The organism is Bacteroides sp. FSHCM14E1 (genome assembly GCF_019633785.1).
Lineage (GTDB): Bacteria > Bacteroidota > Bacteroidia > Bacteroidales > Bacteroidaceae > Bacteroides > Bacteroides hominis.
This window is the reverse complement of the sequence record NZ_JADKYL010000002.1, coordinates 225,230-244,881: the sequence shown is the minus strand read 5'-3', so window position 1 is coordinate 244,881 and position 19,652 is coordinate 225,230. Positions and strand designations below refer to the sequence as shown.

At 40.4% G+C, this 19,652-nt stretch carries 12 protein-coding genes; 8 read left to right on the top strand and 4 right to left on the bottom strand.

From position 1 onward, the window contains the following. Nucleotides 1–117: 117 nt before the first annotated feature. The 4 genes from ISX59_RS04040 to ISX59_RS04025 form a co-directional block, all read right to left on the bottom strand. Complete coding sequence (locus ISX59_RS04040) at nt 118–1,152, bottom strand: YeiH family protein (RefSeq protein ID WP_005809709.1); 1,035 nt, start codon at nt 1,150–1,152, stop codon at nt 118–120. Between the two features lie 225 nt (nt 1,153–1,377). Continuing rightward, on the bottom strand, nt 1,378–3,399 hold the full coding sequence (locus ISX59_RS04035; RefSeq protein WP_220575688.1) for a RagB/SusD family nutrient uptake outer membrane protein: 2,022 nt from the start codon (nt 3,397–3,399) through the stop codon (nt 1,378–1,380). Between the two features lie 12 nt (nt 3,400–3,411). Beyond that, nucleotides 3,412–6,696, bottom strand: a complete 3,285-nt coding sequence (locus tag ISX59_RS04030) for a SusC/RagA family TonB-linked outer membrane protein (protein WP_370633229.1) — start codon at nt 6,694–6,696, stop codon at nt 3,412–3,414. 135 nt (nt 6,697–6,831) lie between these two features. After that, nucleotides 6,832–9,588, bottom strand: a complete 2,757-nt coding sequence (locus tag ISX59_RS04025; protein WP_220575686.1) for a sugar-binding domain-containing protein — start codon at nt 9,586–9,588, stop codon at nt 6,832–6,834. 246 nt (nt 9,589–9,834) lie between these two features. Here ISX59_RS04025 and ISX59_RS04020 point away from each other — a divergent pair, with 246 nt between their 5' ends. The 8 genes from ISX59_RS04020 to rfbD all read left to right on the top strand — a co-directional run bounded on the left by ISX59_RS04020 (nt 9,835) and on the right by rfbD (nt 19,650). Next, nucleotides 9,835–10,716 (top strand): AraC family transcriptional regulator, encoded by an 882-nt coding sequence (locus ISX59_RS04020; protein WP_005775995.1) that lies wholly within the window; start codon nt 9,835–9,837, stop codon nt 10,714–10,716. A 300-nt stretch (nt 10,717–11,016) separates the two neighbouring features. Further along, nucleotides 11,017–11,649 (top strand): HU family DNA-binding protein, encoded by a 633-nt coding sequence (locus ISX59_RS04015; protein ID WP_005818897.1) that lies wholly within the window; start codon nt 11,017–11,019, stop codon nt 11,647–11,649. Between the two features lie 935 nt (nt 11,650–12,584). Further along, the gene (locus ISX59_RS04010) at nt 12,585–14,324 is read left to right on the top strand and encodes a hypothetical protein (RefSeq protein ID WP_165016057.1); all 1,740 of its coding nucleotides are present in this window, start codon (nt 12,585–12,587) and stop codon (nt 14,322–14,324) included. Continuing rightward, the gene (locus ISX59_RS04005) at nt 14,306–15,049 is read left to right on the top strand and encodes a hypothetical protein (protein WP_005809702.1); all 744 of its coding nucleotides are present in this window, start codon (nt 14,306–14,308) and stop codon (nt 15,047–15,049) included. Before ISX59_RS04010 ends, ISX59_RS04005 begins: the two co-directional genes overlap by 19 nt. A gap of 75 nt (nt 15,050–15,124) precedes the next feature. Beyond that, on the top strand, nt 15,125–17,389 hold the full coding sequence (locus ISX59_RS04000) for a cation:proton antiporter (RefSeq protein ID WP_005809701.1): 2,265 nt from the start codon (nt 15,125–15,127) through the stop codon (nt 17,387–17,389). A 41-nt stretch (nt 17,390–17,430) separates the two neighbouring features. Beyond that, nucleotides 17,431–18,084: a LysE family translocator gene (locus ISX59_RS03995; RefSeq protein WP_005776017.1), complete on the top strand. Its 654-nt coding sequence runs from the start codon at nt 17,431–17,433 to the stop codon at nt 18,082–18,084. Between the two features lie 20 nt (nt 18,085–18,104). After that, entirely contained in the window at nt 18,105–18,650 is a 546-nt protein-coding gene (locus ISX59_RS03990; RefSeq protein WP_005809700.1) for a DUF4924 family protein, read from the top strand. 136 nt (nt 18,651–18,786) lie between these two features. Further along, on the top strand, nt 18,787–19,650 hold the full coding sequence (gene rfbD, locus ISX59_RS03985) for a dTDP-4-dehydrorhamnose reductase (RefSeq protein ID WP_005818903.1): 864 nt from the start codon (nt 18,787–18,789) through the stop codon (nt 19,648–19,650). The last annotated feature ends 2 nt before the right edge of the window (nt 19,651–19,652 follow it).

Below are 19,652 nucleotides of genomic sequence, written 5' to 3'. Positions count from 1 at the left end.
AATCATGTTTATTATTAGGTTTATGATACAAAGGTAGCGGATTGCAGGTGCAACAAAGTTGCAAAAACTCAACCGGAAAAGTTTCGAAGGCATTTCGGAATCCGGGAAGGTACTTTTTTACATCAAAACAGGTGCAAGGAATTTAACCAGAAAATATCCCCCGGCAATCAGCCATAGATACAACAGGGAAGCAAGTATAAATGGTTTGGCACCAGCTTTTTTGAATTTGTCAATGCTGGTTTCGGCTCCCAATGCAGTCATCGCCATGGTAAGCAAAAAAGTATCCAGATTATTGATGAAAGTGATCAACCCTTGTGGCAGTAAATCAAAAGAATTAAAACCGATAACTGCCAGAAAACCGATGGCAAACCATGGAATGGATATGTCTTTCATGCGGCCGCCTTGTCCGCCTGTTTTCACTGCTGCCCTGGATACCATGAAACTGGTGATCAACAGTACCGGAACCAGCATCATTACGCGGATCATTTTCACGATAATGGCAACATCGGAAATTTCTTTTCCCATCGCATTTCCCGCACCTACCGTATGTGCAACTTCGTGTAACGTAGCACCGGTAAAGATTCCCATTTCGTTGGGCGACAACATAAAAGTTCCGTTTCTATATAATATAGGATAGATAAACATTGACAGAGTACCAAAAATAACTACGGTGGACACAGCTACCGCAGTTTTGTATGGCTTGGTCTGGATGGTCGATTCAGCCCCTAAAATAGCGGCTGCACCACAAATGCCGCTACCAATGGAAGTCAGTAGTGCGACCCCACGGTCCATCTTAAGCATACGTCCAATTAAGATACCTCCGAGAATAGTTGTAGCTACTACAATGGCATCGATAAATATGGCAGGTAGCCCCACTGCCAGCACATCCTGAAAAGTCAATTTAAAACCATAAAGAATAATGCCTATCCGTAAGATACGTTTTGAGCAGAACTGAATACCCGGTACCCATGTTTCCGGAAGATTGTTTCTGAGGCTATTGGCATATAGCATACCTAAAATAATACCTACGATCATCGGACTGAAAGAGAGTCTTTTTATGAACTCCATGTCGCCTATGTAAAAGGCTGCACATGAAAACAGGGCTATTAACAAGACCCCGTGAAGCATACTGTTTCTTTTTTCGCTTAACATAAATGAATTTATTTATAGTGTTTTTATTAGTACACCACAAAGTAAGCACTTTAAATCGGGACGCAAGCAATTAAAAAATTTATACCCCATAACTTATCGTTATTTCTGTTCTTGAAAATATGTTCCGGTTTTGTTATTATAAAAAAGCCCCATCCAAAGTATAATCTATACGCTTGGGATGGAGCTTGATTTCAGGAAAAGTCAGTCAGACTGATCACTATCCTTTTATTTTTCTGCAGGCATTGCCGGTGTTGTGGGCCAATATGGATTTTGGTACAGCGGAGATAAATGGACGGATGTATGGTCAGAAGCTGTCAACAGGAATTGTTTAATTGGCAATGGTTGTAAATAATGGGCCATATGCCAGATATAACCATCCTTATATAAGTTCCCGGATCCCATATTTTTCTGATAAGGCCGGAGATACTCACTTAAACTGGCGTTTGATACATTTGCCGATGAACTACCGTCAGCAACCAACTGACCGGCATCATACCATTGTTCCATCGGAGTGTTCCAAAGATGGATTCCCTCCACATGATACGGTTCCACCATCATCTGCTCCAATGCTCTCCACCGTATTAGATCCATCCAGCGTAATCCTTCAGCCATTAATTCACTGCGACGCTCCCGACGCATGTTATACAAAACAGGGTCAGTCAATAATGATCCGGCAGAGTATGCGCCCCAATCCAGCTTCTCTTTTTCCATATTGGTGGATGCGATAGTCACTTGAGGGTCAATAGCGGTTCCATTGAAGCCGGCTGCTGTACGAACGGTTTTCCAATACTCCAATATCTTTCCTGAAGCTATATTCTTCGTCAACTGATACTCAGCTTCCATATAGTTCAAAAAAGCTTCTGTTGCACGAAATACTATTGATCCGGTATAGCCGGTTCCGTTACCACACAGCTTTTTATCGAATGTACCACCTTTGCGAATTGCATATCCTGTACTATAGCCTTTTTCTTCGTTTGTCGATAATATGACCGGATAGGGTTCATACTCCATTCCCATTTCCTCTTCAGCATCCATATTCTTAAATAAATTTTTCTGGTTCGGTTCTTTCAGGAATATGTGTAAACGGGGATCTGCATTTTCTCTGACTGATGCCAAGGTTTTGTCATCATAAGAAAAATCATCATGGGATGCATAAACAGGCTTGCCGTCCTTCATGACAAAGCCTTCTACCATACTGCGGGTTAAACCGGTACCATAGTTGCCATGTTGAACCGAAACCTCGATGTTATTCACAATACTCAGTCCTTTGCTGTATTCACGCCAAAGCAAAACGTCAGGGTATCCGGACATGTCGATATTGCCAAACATGCTGAAATAAGGATTGTCAGGATCCGTTTCCGATTGAGGCACCATTCCTGTATTTTGAGTTAATTGTCCTTTGTACTTATCAGCAACAGTTTCTGCACTTTTTGCTGCAACTGTAAAGAAGTAGGTTATTTCATTATCGATATTACCCGAAGGATATTCGTAGTTGGCATTATACTCTTTATCTTTACCGGGCCAACCTTCACCGTTCGGTACAAAGGCAATTCCTTTAAAATAGTGCAACCATGAGCCCTCAAACAATCCTACACGCGATTTTAATAAAAGAGCTACATCCGGAGACAGGCGATTGCGACGGTCATCAAAATTGTCGCTCATATAAATTAGTGCACTGTCTAAATCTGCAAGAATGAAACGGGCCACTTCATTGCGTGGGCTACGTTTGTTGGCCTCTACCAGGATTGTTTCATCATCCGGCATAGCTTCTTTCAAGATTGGTAAATCTCCCCACTTTTGAAGCATATCAAAATATGCGTAAGCGCGGAAAAAGTAAATCTCGCCAATATATTGACGAATATTGCGCTCTGAGCCGGAAATTCCTCCTTGATTATAATAACCTAATATTGTATTCAAGGAATAATTGATATTGCGGATATTGCTCCATGACCAGTTGCCGTTGGTTTGCCCAACCTTCCACTGATCTGTTGCATATCTGCCGTCTGCGGAAAAAGTTGCCTGATTGTCTGTGTGAACATCGTAGGCAAAAGTTCCATAATTCCCGCCATGAGAGGGCAATACATCTGTATACAGTTTATTGGCTATGGCCTGAACCTGGCTTTCTGTTTGATAATAATCTTCCGGAACTACATAAGAAGGAGGTTGCTTATCTAAAAAATCTTCACAGGCAACAACCGAGGTAGCAAGTAATGCTACAGATACAAAACGTAGAATATTTAATTTCATTGTTATCTTCCATTAAAATGTTACACTTAATCCACATGACAGAGTTCTCGACAACGGATAACCGTTACCTCCCGAACCACCGGAGATTGTTTCCGGATCAAATTGATCGACCAAGCTTGTCCCGGTCCACAAATTTTCTCCGGAGAAGTATATACGTAAATTCTGGACTCCATAACGAGAAGTCAGTCTGGTAGGGAATGTATATCCCAACTGTAAGTTTTTCAGACGAATATAAGCAGCGCTCTGTAAATAGCGGGTCTGTGTCTGTAGATTCTTATTGCTATATAGTGGGCGAGGTAAATAGGAATTAAGATTAGGACTCTGATAGCCCTCCTGAACCGACCATGTATCATCATTACGGAAGTAATCACTTACACTTTCAATTCCGGTAGCATGCCACATTCCGCTATTGCTTGCACCAAACAGATAAGTACTTCCTTGCCAGAAGTCGCGTTTCATAACCCCTTGGAAGAACATACGGAGATCAAAGCCTTTCCAGGAAGCATTCAGATCAAGACCAAACAGATAACGGGGAGTTGTATTACCTATAACAGTCCAGTCCCCCGTATCATTCAGTGTTCCCGAACCACCGGAAATCTTACCATCACCGTTTATATCTGCATACATAATATCTCCTGCCTTCCAGTCCGAACCCAATGCGCTCTGTCCACCGTTAGGCATTGTTGCTAAATGGGCCTGCATTTCTTCATCTGTCTTTGCAAGTCCCACTGTAGTATATCCCCATATCTCATTGGTATAGCGTCCTTCAATATACGTACTGACTGCTTTAGTCGGATTATTCGGATATCGTGTGATTTTCGTACGGGCATCCGAGACGTTAAATTTCGCGCCATACGTAAAACCATTATTCAAGCGGTCATTCCAACCGATTGAAAGTTCCCATCCGGAGGTTCTCAAGTCTGTATTGTTGGTAATCGGTACACCTGTACCCAGCAGAGCCGGTAGTTCGGGAGCGTTGCCAACCATATTTTTTGTATCGCGGATATACCAGTCGAATGATCCGGTCAAACGATTATTGAATACTCCCCAATCCAATCCTAAATTATAACTCTCAATTGTCTCCCAGGTTAATGAAGCCGAAACAAGTCCCGGAGCCGAAGCGGTATTGGGTTTATTGCCATTCATCAGCCATGCGCCATTCGAAGAACCCACCGACATGGTTTGATAAGTCTGGTACCAGTTCGTTGTATTTTGGTTTCCCAATAAACCGTAGGAAGCGCGAAACTTAAGAATATTGACAATATTGTTCAAAGGTTCAAAGAAGTGTTCACGCGCAACATTCCATCCCAAAGAGAAAGAAGGAAAGGTTTTCCACTGGTTGCCTTTGCGGAAACGTGATGTGCCATCTGCACGGAGATTTGCTTCGAGCAGATACTTTCCGTCATAACTATAATTGATACGTCCGAAAAATCCGGCTGTAGCCCAGTCATTGCGGGATCCATTGACAGATGGGGTTATGGGATTTCCGTCGTAATCGAGCCCGTTAGTCAAGTCTACCTGAGGTTTATTCGGAAACATAATACCGTCACGTTGCAGACCGAATTGAGTTTGTTTCAGATTTTCAGCCTGGAAGCCACCCATTACATGAAGATCATGCTTTTGGTTGAATTGGTGTGTGTATTCGGTATATATATTGAAATTATAATAATTCTCTTTATAATAATCTTCGTGTACATTCGAATATTTGTCGCAAGCATAGGCATTGCCTTCCACATCATGGTTGTAAAGCACTTGTTTATCCCAGTAGTTATTGGCCGACTTGATACGGTAATTGAAATCCACGTGTGTAATCCAGTCTTTTACCGGTTCGAAAGTAAAACTCACTTGATGATACATGTTATCCGTTTGAATCTTACCGGTTCCTCCTTCCGCTAATCCCAATATGGGAGAAGGGGCATAAAAATAGTAACCGTTGGGATCATACAAAGGTAAAACAGGCCAACCTTGACGAGCCATGTCCGAATATAGAGAGTTAGTCATTGTTGCGGGGCGTTTGTAATCTTCCCGGGTAAATCGCATTGTATAGTCAAACTTGAGCCATTTAGTCAGTTCGGAACCAATCTTTGCAGTGCCATTGTAGCGAGATAATCCCTCTTCTCCCAGATTCATAAAACCACCTTGGTCCAGATAATTGAATGAAGCATAATAATTCAACTTCTTAGTGCCTCCATTGACACTAAAGTTATGTTCTTGTGAGAAGGTCCACTTTTTAAAAATCATATCATAATAATCAATATCATCTACCCCGGTCACATAGCCATCTTGCCAGTATCCGTTATCACCGGCCAAGAGGGAGTACAAGATAGTCCCATCGTCAGTGATACGTTGTGCAGGTCCGTAAGGTTTGGCATTGTGATAGGCAACAATCTTTTTCATACGATCATTTGTAATGTAGGTTCCACCTCCTCCATTGGTATTGGTGTCATTGATCCAACTGGCAAAGTCAACCGAATTCATCATATGGTTCATATTAATCGGGTTTCCCCAGCGGAAACTATTATTATAGTTTACCTGGGTTTTGCCTTCCGTGCTTCCTGATTTGGTTGTGATCAAGATTACACCGAATGGTGCACGTGAACCATATATTGATGATGCAGCCGCATCCTTCAAAACAGAAATATTGGCAATGTCCTGAGGATTAATGGAATTAAGATCACCTTCCATTCCATCAACTAAAACCAAAGGTTCACCGCTGGTTCCCTGTCCGATAGTGGTAGTACCGCGAACATTTACACTTGGTTTATCTTCCAGGCTACCGTTCGTCTGTGTGATTCGTAGTCCCGGAACCATACCTTGCAATGCTTGTGCCGCATTGGTCACCGGACGTTCTTTCAACTCTTTGGCTGAAACAACGCTGACGGACCCTGTCAGGTTTACCTTTTTCTGGGTACCGAATCCCACAACCACGACTTCATCCAAAACCTCCGAATCTTCTTTCAAAGTAATATTATACGATTTTCCCGGAGACGTTTTTATTTCCTGAGACTTATAGCCGATATATGAAATTACGACTATCACACCATCCGGGACAGACAGAGAAAAGTCCCCCTCTAAATTTGTCACGACTCCATTAGTGGTTCCCTTTTCTACGACGCTGGCTCCAATAACCGGCTCTCCATTGGCGTCCGTCACTTTGCCGGAAATTGTATTTTTCCGCTGAAAAGTCTCTTTTACTACAACATTAGGCTTGCCCGATGTTGCAAAGACAGCCGAGGGAGCAAACCCGGCAGACAGCAATAAAGCCAATAGTAACTTACAATTGTTTTTCACTTTCATGTTTTTCATGTTTTTAATTTTCCAATCACATAAAATTAACGTTAACTAAATAAATGTCATTAAATTAAGTATATCAAGTTTGGCCAAAAATGATTATATCTCCGAATCTAACGCAGTTCCTTTCTTCTATACGGGTTATTTCGAATTCCTATCGAACATGTCTTTTATTTCCTCAAAGTTTTCAATGATTGTAGGATCGAAATCTGTGCTATTCATGTATTTCAGTAATGAAACAAGCATTTGTTTTGCTACCGGTCTGTTCTCTAAATCAGATTGCAAATCGAAAGTGGCTAATACCAATTTGCCTCCATGCACTTTGCCTTCATACAAAGAAGCCAGACGGCGATTATTAGTAAAGTTATCGACCATTTCTACAATAGGGGTCCCTCCCTGTATACTATCTGTTATCATGGTTTTGGAGTTCTTATTTAAATCCCACCATTGCCAATCGGTGTGCATGTCTGTCGGAAAATCAGCCAATGCTTTATGAGCCGGATTACATAATACTCCCATTGTCCCGGCCTGATTCGGAAAATGTACCGGGCTCCAGAATACAGGTACGAATTTGCCTTCGATACCTTTCATCTTTTTCCAATCCGGATTGAAAAGGACTTTTTGCCCTTCATTCAGCCATGCCATGGCCTGATCATAATTACGGGTATATTTCACATTACCCCATTCTACTTTTTCTCCTTCAGGATAAACCCATATGTTCCATCTGTTTACATAATCTGTTCCGATTACTTTTACACACACTTCCAGTTTTGAAGCATTCTGTATGTCTGTCAAGGGTACCGATATCTCACCCAATTTTCCATTATAACCAAATTTCAATTCTCCTACTTGTATTTCACCATGCTTTACAGAACGTCCTTTATCCAGAATATCCCAATGCAGTGTTTTGTTTGTCAGAATATCGTTTCCGTAATTGCATAACTCGATCTTAGCTTGAAACATTTCATCGTTTTTATATATTGCTTTAGGAAAGCGCAATAACGGCACCACCGGTGAACAAAACTCCCGGAAGGCTTTACCGTCGATAATTCCTTTACTTTCCCAGAAGGCATTCAATAGTCCGACGAGTGCTGTTCCTTGTCCCGGAAAGTCATGTAAATCAAGTAATTGAAAACCACTGATTCCATCAGTTTTCAATGCACGCTCAATTTCTTCTTTATATAAGATTGCGGCTAACTTTCCGGAAGCCATTAAATAATCGGGTGCTTTATCAAGTAATTTCTTTTTTTCAAGATCATTCTTCACAGCCATAAAATTTAAGGGTTTCAGAACTCCGGTATATTTGGAAATCTCGGTTAAATCCGGATAAACCGAATATTGGCCTATTTCGTGCGTAATTAGAGGGACCTGTATACCTGCAACCGACTCACTGTAATCTTTATCGAATGTAGGGGATAGTTGATTGAAAACTCCCTGTCCCCGTACCCAGCCTTTATTGGTCCACTGCGTGACAAAGAAATCATCGTTTGATTCCGGCCATCCGCCATGTCCGCCTTCGAACGTAAACGAAGTTGTTACGTATAAGTGTCTGTTATCCTTTGCTTTCAATTCGTCTAACATTACAGACAGAATGGTGAAATCTCCCTGCAATTCGTTTCCCAGGCTCCAAAGGCAAAAAGAGGGGTGATTGCCGTAATTTTTGATAATCCGGTCTGCTTCTTCTCTTAAAAAGCGTACGGCACTTGAATCCTGCCCAATTGTAAGTACCCATGCAGGAAGTTCAACCTGTAAATAAAATCCCATTTCATCTGCTGCTTCAAAAGCTGCTTCGGGAGGGCACCAGGAATGAAAACGGAGATGATTCAGCCCATATTCTTTGGCTGCGGCATATACTTTTTGCCAGCCTTCTTTATTCATTGGAGGAGTTCCGGTTAATGGGAATATGCAACACTCCAATGTACCTCTTAAGAACAAAGGTTTATTGTTCATCAACATTTTATCACCGTTTGTTTCCAATTGGCGCATACCGAAATCTTCTTTTATTTCTGATACTCTTCCATTGGCCTCCAATGTGACCGTAGCCTGATACATTTCAGGAGTAAATTCATTCCATAATATCGGGTTATCTCCCATGTTGTAAAGCAACTCAACCGATGAGGCTCCGGCTTTCACATCCATCTTTTTTACCTGCTCTTCAAGTTGTTGAGAGCCGTTTCTTGCAGATACTTTCATCGAAAGCAATGCATGTTCTGCGGCAGGTGTATTGTTTGAAAACGAAATAACGGCTTTTACCTGTTTGTTTTTTACATCGGGATATAGTTGTACGCTTTCTAAACGTATTTTTTCCATGGCCCGGACAGTCATATCTCCTAAAATACCATTCCATTTAATTTGTGTATGATCTGTATATGCATGTGCCATACCATTGGAGATATCATAACGCTTGCGATTATCGACGCGTATGGTCAGAATATGCTTTTTACCGCATGTCATATAAGGAGTCAGATTGTAGCGGTGTGGCGTGCTTAAGCTTTCTTCATGTCCTTCGACTTTCTTATTATCTACCCAAACCTGAGTATCCCACAAGGCTCGTTCCAAATCCAGAAACAGCTCTTTATCATTCCATTGGGCAGGGACCGAGATCTCTCTTGAGTACCATGCAACTCCTACGTAATTGTGCAAACGTGTGAGATATAATAACTGGGGTTTTGACAGTGCAGGTTCCAAGGCATTGGGGGTTCCAAGTCCGGCATCGTCAGTTGTACCCGGTAACTGCATGGACGTTTCAAACAGGTTGCCTTGCCATGATTCTTTTATTCCAACATCTGTACTGTCCAGCCTGACAGTCCACTCTCCGGAAATATCCAACTGTTTCTTTTCAGAAGAACATGATGTCGACAGAATAATGATCAATAAAGAAAATAGTAGTTTTTTCATATTATTACATTTTAAATATTACAAATAGCTGATCTTTCAACATTGCAAAATAGCTAAGAAAATATAACCTTGAAAATGTAAGAAAGGACTGTTATGATGTATAAAATCTCTAATTTTAAGTGATTATATCATTGATTATCTTTAGAAATACCCTAATAACCAGTGTTTTTAGATTAATTCAATAAAAAGAGTCGAAAAATATCTCGTTTTATAATAAAGATGTATATTTGCAAAAAGAGTGTAACTATGGAACGCAAAAAAGAAGGATTTACCAATCAAAGAGCGATTGTTCTTCCTGAAGCTATAAAAAAAATATTGGTCGGCAACGAGCTGACTAATTTGTTGTATGTAACGGATATCGGGTATTATCCACATGCCACCGGACACTATCGAGCCAGAAGATATGGTTCGCAACAGCACATTCTTATATATTGCACTGAGGGAGAGGGCTGGTATAGCATTCACGGTCAAAGACAGAAAGTATGCAAAGACCAATTCTTCATTATCGAAGCGGGCTTGCCACACATTTACGCCGCTTCAGAAAACAGTCCATGGAGTATATATTGGTTGCATTTCACCGGAGAAAAAAGTCATTTGTTTAATTCATTCTACAACAAACTGCATAAAATAGATGAATCTCCCAACGCACGTATTAAAGATCGGATGCAGTTGTTCGAAGAAATTTACCAGAATCTGGAAATGGGATATAGTATTGAAAACCTGGAATACACTACACTGTGTCTATGGCATTTTATAGCTTCCTTCAAGTTTGTTTCACAGTTTAGAGAAATTAATCGGGCCAAACAAGGAGATGTCACTCAGGAAGCGATCAGTTATATGAGAAAGAATATCGAAAAGAAACTCTCGCTGGATGATATAGCCGGCAGTGTCAACTACTCATCTTCGCATTTCGGACAAGTGTTTTTAAAGAAGTCCGGATACACTCCTTTAAATTACTTCAATCAATTGAAAATACAAAAGGCCTGTCAGTTACTTGACTTTTCAGACTTGAAAATAAAAGAAATAGCAGAACAACTTGGCTTTTATGATCAATACCATTTCTCTAAAGTATTCTATAAGCAGATAGGCGAGACACCAAGCAGTTACAAAAAAAGGAATAAAGGATAAAAAAAGAAAATGCAAAAGTGCAGCTGATAAATGTAGGAAAGTAGTACTTAAAGTTTGTTTATAAGGCAAATTGAGTGTATCTTAGCAGGCAAGATGTATATCTTAGCGGCCAAGATGCAAATCTTAGCTGCTAAGATGCACATCTTGCGACGCAAGATGAACTTATCGCCTAAGGGAGGCCATTTACTGAAGTAGCCGGAGCGACTTTGTCCGGCATACTTGGCAAGTTTTTACCTTTACTTCCGACAAGCCCACTCTTTATCGGTTTTCTCTATTCACCTTTTAAAAACATTGCAAGCTATGGCTGAATATCAAATGCAAGAACTGACTCTTCCCAATGAGGAAGACAAGAAAATTCTTTTCCCGCGCATGAAACTGTCCGGGCAAGTAGACTTAAATTACATTGCTTCACACATTAATTATGCAAGTTCTTTTACCCCGGGGAATATCATCGGACTGACGAAGGCTTTGGCGCAGGCCATTGCCTATGAAATGGGGCAGGGACATTCAGTGAAAATCGACGGACTGGGTATCTTTACTCCTTCACTGGGGTTACGTGACGGAGCTGAGCGTGAGAGTGGTGAGAAAGGTGGTAAAAAACGTAATGCCATGAGCATCTGTGTAAAGAATATCAATTTTCGTGCTGACAAACAACTGATCATTGAAACAGGAGACCACTGTATGCTGGAGCGTTCGGAATGGAAGTTCAGGCACTCTTCGCAATTCTACTCAGAGCAGGAACGGCTCAAGATGGCACAAGACTATCTGGCTGTGAATCATTTTATGAAAGTGGCGGATTATTGTCGCTTGACGGGGTTGTTGCGTGACAAGGCTGCACGGGAGTTGAAACGCTGGACCAAACAACCTGAAACAGGTATTGATTATCGGGGACAGGGCTCGCATAAGATATACATGGTCCGTTCCAACTTATGAGTGTGTCCTTACAAAAAAGATAATCAGTGCATACGCATCGCGTTGCCGGGACATATCGGTATTTTTGCGGAAGAAACCTGATTCCGACTCGTCTTAAAATGACTTCATGTTATTATTGTGTGAAGTTGTTTTAGGGCAAGTAAGATACCGGACACCATTGATTGCGGATATGTATCGGACAGATTTTAAATGATCTGCTTTCTTTATAATATGCATCCGCTCTTTTCTTCTCTGTTTACGAAATATTTTTATCTCTAAATAATCACTATTTACATCCATATAAACTCTCGTATTTGCATTATATTCCATATTCTGCGTTTATTGATTTCTTTGAATTAATATATATTTGTATTTTTGATTCACTTTTATATCACAATGAAAAGAATGATTATATTGATCAAGAAGTGAAGTTTTTACTCTCTATGAAATAATAATGTAATTAAATAGTGATAGATGTATCACTGTTTTCAGTGACAAAAATGTATTTAATATCGTTTTATGGTGGCAAATAGTGAAGCGAATAATACGTGATTGATAAATTTTGAAATATTTTTTCTGTTAAGTATTTGAAATGATAAATCTATGCGCTATATTTGCTGTTACACTAAAAGATACTAAATGAAGAATTGCTCTTATTGAAATAATGTTAACTGTACGGCTAACGCTATTGGATCCGTTAAATAAGAATTCAATAAGAGAAAGAAAAGATATATTTGATAATAAAATTTTATAGGGGTATTACACTTACATAACAAATTACTTTATTATAGGTACAAGAATATTGGGGGGAGATGCGAGGATATTACAGTAAGTCAATTGACATTATTATTGCTCAAATATCAGTTGAAAAACGAGATTTATACAGGATAAGCTGCATTGGATGTTTTGTTCACTGAATAATAACCGGAATTGACGTTAATATAAAAGTTCTATATATGAAAAAAATATATCTGTTATTATCATTTCTTTCTGCATTCTTTTTGCTCTCGGCTTGCTCAGATGATACTGAGCAATGTTTATATTCTCCTAAAGTATTTGATACCGGTAATTTATTGAGTAATAAAGTAAAAGAGGAATTCTTGAATTTTGATTATCCTGCTGGAATTGTTCCGGTTCTTTTTGCGGCAGATAGCATAGAGCCCATTAAAATGGGTGCTTATGCTGACGAATGTTTTGATGCTCTTGTGGATTCAATATCTGAATCAAAAGATTTTAAACGTAGGGGAATGCTGGTACTTGTGTCCAGGAATCCGGAGCTGATTCAAATTCGTTTGGGGAGTCGGTATCGGGTTTATTGTAATATGACTGGCGCAACTTCCGGAGTCGATTACTTAAACTTGCAGAAACAAATACGGGAAAAAGGTATAGAAGAAACTCTTCCGTTGTTTTTACAAAATACATCAGTTCGCATTCAAGAGTTGAATGCTTTACCTTCGTATAAAAAATATCGAATAAATTCTGCCGTATCGGCTATTTCTACTTGCCTGGAATACATAGGAACTCCCTCGGAGAACTTTTATGGAAAATGTGTTTTAACTCCTATTCTGAAGACAACGTCATTGGGGTACTATGTTTTTAAATCTTGGCTGCTGACCTTCATGTTTGTATGTCTGATAATGCTTTTGTGTCGTTGGGCATTGTTTTTAGTAGTGAAGCGTTTATTGCAGAAACATGTTATAGGCCTTATTTGGTCTCAAAAGATTATCAATTGGGGATTAGGATTGTTGTTTTCTATTTCAGCAGCGGCTTCGGCTATTATTTTATCCAGCGGACGTATGGAAGATGCGATCGCATTACAGGCCATCGGAGTTCCTTTTATAGAAAATTTTCAGATAGCGGCTGCCGATTATGTGTTGAAAACATCTTTTGTGGCTGCGTTCTTTTTTGTGTTGATGTATGCTTTGAAACGTAATATAGTATCAGATATATTTTTATATAGCCTCTTGGAACCAGAGAAGCAACAGGCTATTTATCATAATTTGAGTGATGCTCAAAAGACTACTTTGGTTATAGGGCATGAAGCGGATCTCAGCAAAGTTGAAGAAAGTTCTGAACCATATTCCGAATTATTCACTTCTCGTGTTTCCCAACGGGAAACCATGACTATTGTTTCGTTGGCGATGGCAGCTTTATTTTTGATTCCGCGTCCATTGATAATTATGGGCATTGCTTTAACCATTTATCCTTTGGCCGGACAATGTGCGAAGATCTATCATGTTGTAAGTAATAATACACTTCCTGAACAAATAAAAAGAGATAGGAGGACATCGTTAATAACTAATTTGCTTATCATTTTTATTATAGCTTTTATTACTGTTTTGATGGGATTGTTTTTTAATCCTATGCCGGATAAAAAAGAGATTGATTTAAATGAGGCAAGAACCGAACTGGTCACATCGGATAGGCTTGAGGGGAATTATACCGTTAGTAAATCTATTGCCGGACAAGTTCAGGTATCCAGTGGAATTATAAAAAAAATAAAAAATGGTGCGTTTCAATTATTGATAACCGGCAAGTCTTCACCTAAAGTGTACAAACTTGGTTTTGACTCTGATGAAATGATATTTGTTTCTGAGGAATTGGGTAATGGGATCATTCATTATGACAAAGATTTGGATAAAATTAAAGTTGTATTTACTATAAATGAACATACGACATGGACAATTTCAAAATGATTTATTCGATTCCATTTCTGTTTTTTACTTTTGTATCTTGTAGTAACTCGTCAACAGAAATGGTTGCTAAAAGTAAGTATGATGCTCAAATTGCTGAGTATAAAGAGTTAAATGAACAGCAAGCTGCTGTTATAGAAGATAACTTAGAGAAAAGTAAGATCATCAATAATGTAGTGACAGAGTTGAACCAAATAGCCGGGAATACGCAATCTTTACGTGTGAATGTAGAACATGGGGTCGGAGAACTAAGCCAGGCTGAAGAGATTAACCGGAAACTCCAGATTTTGAAGAAACGATTGACCGCTGTCGAGGGGAAGCGTAGTGACAGCAGTAAGAATCTGTTGGCAACGATGGATAACCTGAAGAGTATTATAGAACAAAAAGAAATTGAAATAAATAATCTCAAACAAGAGATTGCGAATCAACAACAGACCATTGCTAATCAGAAAAACACAATAGCTAATCAGCAGGTAACGATTGATGCCCAAAGTCAGGAACTGATGGCTAAGCAACAGGAAATGTGGTACAAATTAGGTGTTGAACTGCATTCAGTTGTAGAAGAATTGCCAAAAGTGAAAGGCAGGAAGGATAAGCGAAACATTAAAAACACCAGATATTATATTCTTAACAAAGCAAAAGAGTGCTTTGAGCATGCTGCACAATTGGGACATTCGCTCGCAAGTTCGAAAGCCCGGCAGATAGAAGGTGAGATGAGCAGGTTATAATACGTGATTTTATTGTTTTTCTGTTTTTAATTAGTAGAAAACATTAATTTTGCATTCGATTTAAATCCGATTCGAATGTCACAACTTCCAACGTTAATAGCCGACCTCGCTCTGATTTTGATTTGTGCCGGTGTTATGACTTTGTTATTCAAGAAACTGAAGCAACCACTTGTGCTGGGTTATGTCGTTGCCGGTTTTCTTGCCAGTCCACACATGCCTTATACGCCTTCGGTGATGGATACAGCCAATATTAAAACCTGGGCGGATATTGGAGTCATCTTTTTGCTTTTTGCCCTTGGACTGGAATTCAGTTTTAAAAAGATAGTGAAGGTTGGAGGTACGGCTGTCATTGCTGCCTGTACCATTATCTTCTGTATGATTCTGTTGGGGGTTGCTGTCGGGATGGGCTTTGGTTGGCAGCGTATGGACAGTCTGTTTCTGGGCGGGATGATTGCTATGTCTTCTACTACCATCATCTACAAAGCGTTTGATGATTTGGGGTTGCGGAAGAAACAATTTACCGGTTTGGTGCTCAGTATTCTGATTCTTGAAGATATACTTGCCATTGTGTTGATGGTGATGCTTTCAACGATGGCTGTCAGCAATAATTTTGAAGGAACAGAGATGTTGAGTAGTATCGGTAAACTACTTTTTTTCCTTATTCTTTGGTTTGTGGTAGGTATTTATGCCATACCCGAATTTCTGAAACGTTGTCGGAAATTGATGAGTGAAGAAACATTGCTGATTGTTTCTCTGGCTCTCTGTTTCGGTATGGTGGCTATCGCTGCCAATACGGGCTTTTCTGCTGCATTCGGTGCCTTTATTATGGGGTCTATTCTTGCCGAAACAATTGAGGCCGAATCTATTGACCGATTGGTGAAACCTGTGAAGGATTTGTTTGGAGCTATCTTCTTCGTATCAGTGGGAATGATGGTAGATCCTGCAATGATTGTTGAATATGCAGTTCCAATTATAGCTATTACATTGGCAGTAATCTTGGGTCAGGCTTTTTTCGGCACAATGGGCGTTATGCTGGCGGGACAACCTTTAAAGACAGCCATGCAGTGTGGTTTTAGCTTGACACAGATAGGGGAGTTTGCTTTTATTATCGCTTCTCTCGGTTTGTCCTTGCATGTGACAAGTGATTTTTTATATCCGATCGTAGTTGCTGTTTCTGTTATCACCACATTTCTGACTCCTTATATGATCCGTGTTGCCGAGCCGGCTTCAAATTTTGTAGACCGTAAGTTGCCCGAGTCGTGGCGACGTTTCCTGATGCGGTATACTAACGGTTCCCGGACCGTCAATCATGAAAGCCTTTGGCGGAAATTACTATTTGCCTTGGCACGGATTCTGGTGGTTTACTCCATTGTCAGTATTTCTGTGATTACCCTTTCATTTCGTTTTGTGGTGCCCTTGTTTCGTGAACATCTTCCGGGTATCTGGGGACCACTGGCGGGAGCTGTTTTTACTATTTTGTGTATATCTCCTTTCCTGCGGGCCATTATGGTGAAGAAAAACCATTCGGCAGAATTCATGACTTTGTGGAATGACAACCGTGTCAACCGGGGACCTTTGGTTTCTACGATTGTGTTTCGTGTAGCTGTTTCCGTTCTGTTTGTCATGTTCGTGATTACCCGTCTCTTTAAAGCGTCTGTCGGATTGATGTTCGGAGTTGCCTTGTTGCTGGTAATCCTGATGGTTCTTTCACGGCAGCTGAAGAAACAATCTATTTTGATAGAACGTAAATTTTTTCAAAATCTCCGTTCCCGTGATATGCGTGCCGAATACTTGGGGGAGAAAAAGCCGGCTTATGCCGGGCGTTTGTTGTCGAGAGATTTACACCTGACCGATTTTGAAATTCCCGGAGAATCGGCTTGGGCCGGAAAAACATTGCTTGAGCTGAATTTGGGCAAAAAGTATGGAGTGCATGTTGTTTCTATTCTACGGGGAAAGCGTCGGATTAACATTCCGGGAGGTTCTGTCCGTTTATTCCCGATGGATAAGATACAGGTTATTGGTACTGATGATCAGTTAAATACATTTGCAGAGGAAATGTCTCATGTTTCTGTTATCGATTGGGATGTGTTTGAGAAAAGTGAAATGACATTGAAACAATTGTTGATTGATACTGATTCTGCTTTTCTGGGCAAAACGTTGCGTGAATCAGGTATCCGGGATAAGTACCATTGCCTGATAGCCGGTGTGGAGCGGGGAGGAGAGGCTTTGATGACTCCTGACGTAAATATTCCTTTTGAAGAAGGAGATGTGGTATGGGTGGTAGGTGAGAATGAAGATGTATACCGGTTAATAGGGCAAAATTGTGATAGAAAACGTTAACAGGATACTGGCATATCATAAAAAAATGCGATATTTGCGAAATGATTCAGATAGAGACTATACTTGATATACTTGTTAAAGGATTCGTGATTGGCATTGTGGTTTCTGCACCGCTGGGGCCTGTAGGTGTCCTTTGTATTCAGCGTACTTTGAATAAAGGACGCTGGTACGGATTCGTTACCGGTCTGGGTGCTTCGTTGAGTGATATTGCTTATGCCCTTCTAACGGGATATGGCATGAGTTTCGTGTTCGATTATATCAATAAGAATATTTTTTATCTACAGCTTCTCGGAAGCATTATGCTATTGGTTTTTGGTATATATACATTCCGTAGCAACCCGGTACAATCCATCCGTCCGGTATCAGCCAATAAAGGTTCTTATTTCCACAATTTCATCACTGCTTTTGCGGTTACACTTTCAAACCCTCTTATAATTTTCCTTTTCATCGGTTTGTTTGCCCGTTTTGCATTTGTGCAACCCGGTGTGTTGGTTTTTGAAGAGATAACCGGTTATCTGGCCATAGCTCTCGGAGCATTGGCATGGTGGTTCGGAATTACTTTCTTTGTCAATAAAGTGCGGACACGATTCAATTTGCGTGGCATCTGGATTCTGAACCGGGTGATCGGAAGTATTGTGATGGCTGTGTCTGTGTTTGGATTGATATTCACTCTGTTGGGGGAATCTATCTATTAATGTAGGAGAAAAGAAAGAAGATGAAAATAGCGCAACAACTGAAAGAAAAGAATATTGCCGAGTACCTTATATATATGTGGCAGGTAGAAGATCTGATCCGTGCCAATGATTGTGATATCGACCGGATTAAGGAGAACATTATATCCCGTTACAAGATTGGCGATGAAGAACGCCGTGAGTTGACGGAATGGTATTCTAATCTGGCTTCAATGATGCGGGAAGAAGGAGTCCGTGAGAAAGGACATCTCCAGATAAACCGAAATGTAATCATTAACTTGACCGAACTGCATGCAGCTTTGCTGGCGTCGTCTAAGTTTCCTTTCTATAGTTCGTCTTACTTCAAAGCACTGCCTTTCATTGTAGAGTTACGAAATAAAAACGGTCAAAAGGAAGAACCGGAACTTGAAACCTGTTTCGAGGCTTTGTATGGGATGATGTTATTGCGTTTGCAGAAGAAGCCTATCAGCCCGGAGACTACAAAGGCGATGGAGGCTATCAGCAGTTTCCTGTCTATGCTGGCTAACTATTACGACAAGGACAAAAAAGGAGAGTTAAAATTGGAATAGAAATGAATACGATTCACCACAGAGTACACGGAGGACACAGAGTTTTAATCTCTTGTTTATTAAGATGTTTAAGAAAAAGATATTCTCTGTGTTCTCTGTGTCCTCCGTGGTGAATTAAACTCAAAAAAAGATAGAAATGAATATATTAGTCACCGGAGCCAACGGGCAACTTGGCAATGAAATGCAGGTGCTTGCCAAAGAAAACCTGCAGCATACGTACTTTTTTACGGATGTGCAGGAGTTGGATATTTGTGATGAACAAGCTGTTTATGCCTATGTGAGTGAACACAAAATTGATGCCATTGTGAATTGTGCGGCTTATACAGCGGTGGATAAGGCGGAAGACGATGCTGAATTTTGCGACAAACTGAACAATGTCGCACCAGGATATTTAGCTCGGGCGGCACAAGCCAACGGAGCTGCGATGATTCAGGTTTCTACCGACTACGTGTTTGATGGCACAGCCCATATCCCTTACACAGAAGATCAACCCACTTGTCCGGCCTCAGTTTATGGCTCTACCAAATTGACCGGTGAGCAGAACGTGATGAACCATTGTGAAAAAGCTATGGTAATCCGTACGGCATGGTTGTATTCTATCTATGGCAACAATTTTGTGAAAACAATGATTCGTTTAGGACGTGAGCGTGAGTCTTTGGGGGTTATATTTGATCAGATCGGTACGCCGACTTATGCCAATGACTTGGCTCTGGCTATTTTTGCAGCCCTTAATAAAGGTATTGTCCGTGGTATCTATCACTTTAGCGATGAGGGAGTTTGTTCTTGGTACGACTTTACAATAGCCATTCATCGTTTAGCGGGAATCACTTCATGTAAGGTGAAACCATTGCATACTGCTGATTATCCGGCAAAGGCACCTCGTCCGCATTATTCCGTACTCGATAAGACGAAAATAAAAGAGACATTTGGCATTGAAATCCCGCATTGGGAAGAAAGCCTGAAACGTTGCATTAATCAATTAAGAGTGGAGAATCTGTGATT

Coding starts and splice junctions, on each gene's coding strand:
- ISX59_RS04040 (WP_005809709.1), bottom strand. CDS start 1,152: ATGTTAAGCGAAAAAAGAAACAGTATGCTTCACGGGGTCTTGTTAATA.
- ISX59_RS04035 (WP_220575688.1), bottom strand. CDS start 3,399: ATGAAATTAAATATTCTACGTTTTGTATCTGTAGCATTACTTGCTACC.
- ISX59_RS04030 (WP_370633229.1), bottom strand. CDS start 6,696: ATGAAAGTGAAAAACAATTGTAAGTTACTATTGGCTTTATTGCTGTCT.
- ISX59_RS04025 (WP_220575686.1), bottom strand. CDS start 9,588: ATGAAAAAACTACTATTTTCTTTATTGATCATTATTCTGTCGACATCA.
- ISX59_RS04020 (WP_005775995.1), top strand. CDS start 9,835: ATGGAACGCAAAAAAGAAGGATTTACCAATCAAAGAGCGATTGTTCTT.
- ISX59_RS04015 (WP_005818897.1), top strand. CDS start 11,017: ATGGCTGAATATCAAATGCAAGAACTGACTCTTCCCAATGAGGAAGAC.
- ISX59_RS04010 (WP_165016057.1), top strand. CDS start 12,585: ATGAAAAAAATATATCTGTTATTATCATTTCTTTCTGCATTCTTTTTG.
- ISX59_RS04005 (WP_005809702.1), top strand. CDS start 14,306: ATGGACAATTTCAAAATGATTTATTCGATTCCATTTCTGTTTTTTACT.
- ISX59_RS04000 (WP_005809701.1), top strand. CDS start 15,125: ATGTCACAACTTCCAACGTTAATAGCCGACCTCGCTCTGATTTTGATT.
- ISX59_RS03995 (WP_005776017.1), top strand. CDS start 17,431: ATGATTCAGATAGAGACTATACTTGATATACTTGTTAAAGGATTCGTG.
- ISX59_RS03990 (WP_005809700.1), top strand. CDS start 18,105: ATGAAAATAGCGCAACAACTGAAAGAAAAGAATATTGCCGAGTACCTT.
- rfbD (WP_005818903.1), top strand. CDS start 18,787: ATGAATATATTAGTCACCGGAGCCAACGGGCAACTTGGCAATGAAATG.